Origin of the sequence: Streptomyces sp. NPDC051219 (assembly GCF_040682335.1) — a bacterium.
GTDB lineage: Bacteria > Actinomycetota > Actinomycetes > Streptomycetales > Streptomycetaceae > Streptomyces.
The window spans coordinates 1-2,885 of the sequence record NZ_JBFBAS010000078.1 but is presented as its reverse complement, the minus strand read 5'-3'; the positions used below and the strand labels follow the sequence as shown (position 1 = coordinate 2,885).

Genomic DNA, 2,885 nt, shown 5'->3' with positions numbered 1-2,885 from the left:
AAGGAGGTGCGCCGTCTGGACCGGGTGATCATTCGCTTTGCGGGGGACTCGGGTGACGGTATGCAGCTCACCGGTGACCGGTTCACCTCGGAGACGGCTTCGTTCGGCAACGATCTGTCCACCCTGCCGAACTTCCCCGCCGAGATCCGCGCTCCCGCCGGCACCCTGCCCGGTGTCTCCTCGTTCCAGCTGCACTTCGCCGACCACGACATCCTCACCCCCGGAGACGCGCCGAACGTACTCGTCGCGATGAACCCCGCGGCTTTGAAGGCCAACATCGAGGACGTGCCACGCGGCGCGGAGATCATCATCAACACCGACGAGTTCACCAAACGGCCGATGGCCAAGGTCGGCTACGACACCTCACCGCTGGAGGACGGCTCCCTCGACGGCTACCAGGTCCACCCGGTCCCCCTGACCACGCTGACCATCGAGGCACTCAAGGAGTTCGGACTCTCCCGCAAGGAGGCCGAACGCAGCAAGAACATGTTCGCCCTCGGACTGCTGTCGTGGATGTACCACCGGCCCACCGAGAACACCGAAAAGTTCCTGCGCTCCAAATTCGCCAAGAAGCCGCAGATCGCCGAGGCCAACGTCGCCGCCTTCCGCGCCGGCTGGAACTTCGGCGAGACCACCGAAGACTTCGCCGTCTCCTACGAGGTCGCCCCCGCCACCACCGCGTTCCCGGCCGGCACCTACCGCAACATCTCCGGCAACCTCGCCCTGTCCTACGGACTCATCGCCGCCGCCCGCCAGGCCGACCTGCCCCTCTACCTCGGCTCCTACCCCATCACCCCGGCCTCCGACATCCTGCACGAACTGTCCCGGCACAAGAACTTCGGCGTGCGGACCTTCCAGGCCGAGGACGAGATCGCCGGCATCGGCGCCGCACTCGGCGCGGCCTTCGGCGGCGCCCTCGGCGTCACCACCACCTCCGGCCCCGGCGTCGCCCTGAAATCCGAGACCATCGGACTGGCCGTCTCCCTCGAACTGCCACTGCTGATCGTCGACATCCAGCGCGGCGGCCCCTCCACCGGCCTGCCCACCAAAACCGAACAGGCCGACCTGCTCCAGGCCATGTACGGACGCAACGGCGAAGCACCCGTACCCGTCGTCGCCCCCCGCACCCCGGCCGACTGCTTCGACGCCGCCATCGACGCCGCCCGCATCGCCCTGGCCTACCGCACACCCGTCTTCCTCCTCAGCGACGGATACCTGGCCAACGGCTCCGAACCGTGGCGGATCCCCGACCCCGACGAGCTGCCCGACCTGCGGACCCAGTTCGCCTCCGGCCCCAACCACACCCTCGCCGACGGCACCGAAGTGTTCTGGCCCTACAAACGCGACCCCCACACCCTCGCCCGGCCCTGGGCCGTACCCGGCACCCCCGGCCTCGAACACCGCATCGGCGGCATCGAAAAACAGGACGGCACCGGCAACATCTCCTACGACCCCGCCAACCACGACCACATGGTCCGCACCCGCCAGGCCAAAATCGACGGCATCACCGTCCCCGACCTCGACGTCGACGACCCCGACCACGCCGGCACCCTCGTCCTGGGCTGGGGATCCACCTACGGCCCCATCACCGCAGCCGTACGCCGCATCCGCAAAGAAGGCGGCCACATCGCACAGGCCCACCTGCGCCACCTCAACCCCTTCCCCCGGAATCTCGGCGACGTACTGCAGCGTTACCACAAGGTAGTGGTACCCGAGATGAACCTCGGCCAGCTCGCCACCCTCATCCGGGCCCGGTACCTGATCGACGCGAAGTCCTACAACCAGGTCAACGGCATGCCGTTCAAGGCCGAGCAGCTCGCCACGGCTCTCAAGGAGGCCATCAATGACTGAGGCGCTCTCGCTCGTCCCCAAGGCCGAGGCCAAGCAGTCCATGAAGGACTTCAAGTCGGACCAGGAGGTCCGGTGGTGCCCCGGCTGCGGTGACTACGCAGTCCTCGCCGCCGTCCAGAGCTTCATGCCCGAACTCGGACTGGCCAGGGAAAACATCGTCTTCGTCTCCGGAATCGGCTGCTCCTCCCGCTTCCCGTACTACATGAACACCTACGGGATGCACTCCATCCACGGCCGCGCCCCCGCCATCGCCACCGGACTCGCCTCCTCCCGCCGCGACCTCTCCGTCTGGGTCGTCACCGGCGACGGCGACGCCCTCTCCATCGGCGGCAACCACCTCATCCACGCCCTGCGCCGCAACGTCAACCTCAAAATCCTGCTCTTCAACAACCGGATCTACGGCCTCACCAAGGGCCAGTACTCCCCCACCTCCGAAATCGGCAAGATCACCAAATCGACACCGATGGGCTCCCTCGACGCCCCCTTCAACCCGGTGTCCCTCGCCATCGGCGCCGAGGCATCCTTCGTGGCCCGCACCATCGACTCCGACCGCAAACACCTCACCGAAGTCCTGCGCCAGGCCGCCGACCACCCCGGCACCGCCCTGGTGGAGATCTACCAGAACTGCAACATCTTCAACGACGGCGCCTTCGAAGCCCTCAAGGACAACGACCAGGCCCAGGACGCGGTCATCCGCCTCGAACACGGACAGCCCATCCGCTTCGGCGCCGGCCTGTCCAAAGGCGTCGTCCGCGACCCCGCCACCGGCGACCTCAAAGTCGTCCCCGCCACCGCCGACAACGAACCCCAGATCCTGATCCACGACGCCCACGCCACCTCCCCCACCACCGCGTTCGCCCTGTCCCGGCTCGCCGACCCCGACACCCTGCACCAAACCCCCATCGGAGTACTGCGCAGCACCGACCGGCCCGTCTACGACACCCGGATGGCCGACCAACTCGACACCGCCATCGAACAAAACGGCAAAGGCGACCTGGCCGCCCTCCTGACCGGAAACGACACCTGGACCGTCA

2 protein-coding genes are annotated in these 2,885 nt (G+C 67.4%); both read left to right on the top strand.

Features of this window, described 5'->3' with window-relative positions:
• A partial coding sequence (locus tag AB0M62_RS34755) for a 2-oxoacid:acceptor oxidoreductase subunit alpha (protein WP_366078321.1) occupies window positions 1-1,851 on the top strand: 1,851 nt, incomplete at its 5' end.
• Window positions 1,844-2,885 (top strand): 2-oxoacid:ferredoxin oxidoreductase subunit beta (locus AB0M62_RS34750; RefSeq protein WP_366078320.1); only part of this gene is annotated, 1,042 nt, incomplete at its 3' end. The genes AB0M62_RS34755 and AB0M62_RS34750, both read left to right, overlap by 8 nt.